The organism is Streptomyces scopuliridis, assembly GCF_042790125.1.
GTDB classification, from domain to species: domain Bacteria; phylum Actinomycetota; class Actinomycetes; order Streptomycetales; family Streptomycetaceae; genus Streptomyces; species Streptomyces scopuliridis_A.
In genome coordinates this window covers 1-2,253 of the sequence record NZ_JBHTZS010000072.1, presented here as the reverse complement: position 1 = coordinate 2,253, position 2,253 = coordinate 1, and the positions used below count along the sequence as shown (strand labels likewise).

At 69.6% G+C, this 2,253-nt stretch carries 2 protein-coding genes and 1 pseudogene; 1 reads left to right on the top strand and 2 read right to left on the bottom strand.

Annotation, left to right across the window (positions count from 1 at the left end; translation table 11 throughout):
* Positions 1 to 249 (top strand): annotated as a pseudogene (locus ACFRKB_RS38885) (alpha/beta hydrolase); the annotation flags it as partial.
* 284 nt (positions 250 to 533) lie between these two features.
* Here the strand turns inward: ACFRKB_RS38885 and ACFRKB_RS38880 are convergent.
* Positions 534 to 1,100 (bottom strand): tetratricopeptide repeat protein, encoded by a 567-nt coding sequence (locus tag ACFRKB_RS38880; RefSeq protein WP_383111298.1) that lies wholly within the window; start codon positions 1,098 to 1,100, stop codon positions 534 to 536.
* Between the two features lie 167 nt (positions 1,101 to 1,267).
* Positions 1,268 to 2,068 carry a hypothetical protein gene (locus ACFRKB_RS38875; protein WP_383111297.1) on the bottom strand — a complete coding sequence of 267 codons (801 nt, stop codon included), beginning with the start codon at positions 2,066 to 2,068 and terminating at the stop codon, positions 1,268 to 1,270.
* Between the last annotated feature and the right edge of the window lie 185 nt (positions 2,069 to 2,253).

Here is a 2,253-nt window from a genome sequence, read left to right as displayed (position 1 = left end):
TTCCGGCAGGCCGACCTCATGTCGCCCCGCCCGCTGCTGATGATCGCCGGCACCGAGGCGATCTCCGACTACTTCAGCATCGACGGCATCAAGCGGGCCCGTGCTCCGAAGGAACTCTTCTGGATCGAGGGCGCCGGCCACGTCGACCTCTACGACCTGGACGAGTACGTGACCCCGGCAGTGGTCAAGCTGACGGACTTCTTCACCGCCGGACTCAGGCAGGACAAGGAGGCACCCGCCACCGCCTGACACCCCCATCCCCGGTCCCCGGACTTCGGGGTTTGGAAACGGCAGCACCACCGCGCATCGTCCGCCGACTCCCTGGCCGCGGCGTTGGCGGCGTCGGCACAGGCGGGCCGCACCCCAGGCGTCAGCCGACACCGACTGGTCCGGACGACAGGGCTGTTGACACGACTCGCCGGCCTGGCACCTATGACCTGGCTCCGGAGGCTCCCGCACAGGCCAAGAGCCTTGGCCGGCACACGTTCTGTTTGATGCGGAGGAGGTTGGCCGGGGCGACGGACGGCGTCGGGTCAGCAGCCAGCGCCAGGCTGAGTAGAGGCAGCCTTGGCGACCAGACGCCTGCGCCACTCCCGCAAACCCTCCATCGTGTGGTCGCCAAGGAACTCGTCGACGCCGTAGATCGTCCCCAACTCGTCGGCGATCTCCTCGTCCAACAGGTCGAGGGCCTCCTGGAACTCGCCCTTGAACTCCAGCGCCAGGACGAGGTGGTGGCGGATGGAACGGGTCTCTTCCTGCCGCTTCGGTCCGAAGGCCCGGGACTCCGTGTACAGGGCGCGCAGCAGGCGTACTCCCTCGGCCGGTTCCCCGTTCTCGGCGAGGTACTGGGCGAGATCCGCCCGGCAGCGATGGGTGTCGGCGTGGTCGGAGCCCAGCACCCGGACGGAGTCCTCCACGACGGCCCGTGTCTCGGCGACGGCTCGGTCCAGGTCACCGACCTTGCGGAGGGCGGAGGTGAGCAGACGGCGCGACCTCAGGGTTTCGGGGTCATCACCTCCGAACTCGGCGGTCCTGTCGGCCACTTCCGCCTCGGCCAGTCTCTGGACGTCGGCGTGCCGACCTTCGCTGCTGAGCCACATGGACACCAGTGAGCGGGCGAGGAGTGTATCGGGATGCCAGCGGCCCAACTTCCGGGTGAGGTACGCGACATCCCTGTGCACGTCCGGCCAGTTACGCGACGTCGGCTGCGTCCAGTTCCGGAAGCGCCGGCTGGCCCGCCAGATACCGAGGGTACGCCGCGGCCGGCTCATATCCCGCCGCCGCAGCCGCCACCGCCGCACGAACTGGACGCGCCGACACCGCCGTCGTTGGCCCAGCCGGAGGTACGGGCAGGGTCCGTACCGGCAGCCCGCTTCGGTCGAAGGACGCGGACCTGTGCCCGGGTGACGCAGCGCTCGCACAGCGCCTCGAACTCGGGCCACTGAGCCTCTCCCGCCCGCTCGTCCGCGACGGCGAGCCAGACCGCCACCGGCGCGTGCACGGCCAGGGCGATCACGAACCAGAGCCCGTTCGCGTCCGGCTGACGGATGTAGAACCCGATGCCGTAGACGAGGACGCCGAACAGACCGAACACCGCCGCCCAGGCTTCCCTTGCGCCGGGCATGTCGCGCGTCCGACGTGTGGGGAGGTCGCGCCGCGCCGCCTGCCTCAGTTGGGTGCTGAAGGCCGGGAAGCGGGGTGATGCCATCACTTCCTCCACGGAGCCGTTCCCTCCGGCGTCGTGAACGGCCGTGTGGAGTGCTGCCAGCAGGGGGTGCGATTCCGGTCGTGTGTCCCGGGCCTTCCCGCGTCGGCCGCGGGAGGGGCGATGCCCGGGGGACAGCAGCAGGATCCCGGCCTGGGTCGCCGCCCGCTCTCCCTCAAGGTGGTACATGGCGAGAACGGGCTTGGCGGCACCGGTTTCGACGAAGCGTCCGATGGCCTGCCGGTCACGCCGGAGCACGTAGCGGAGTCGGACCAGCGAGTACGCCATGAATGTCGTGAAAGCGCCGGCCCAGACGAGCGCGAAGGCCCAGAAGGTCGGTAAGCCCGCCAGGAAGCCTGTCATCAGTTGTCCCCCTCGATCGCTTCCGGTCCGTCAGGGCCGGCCGGGAAGCGGTATCCCCTGGCTTCCAGGGTGGCAGGAACGGCAACTGCCGCACAGGTGCCCGACCGATCTCGGGATCACCGGATCGAGGTTTGACCGCGGCGGACTTCCTCGGCCGCACGAGCCGGAGAGCTCGGCAATACAAG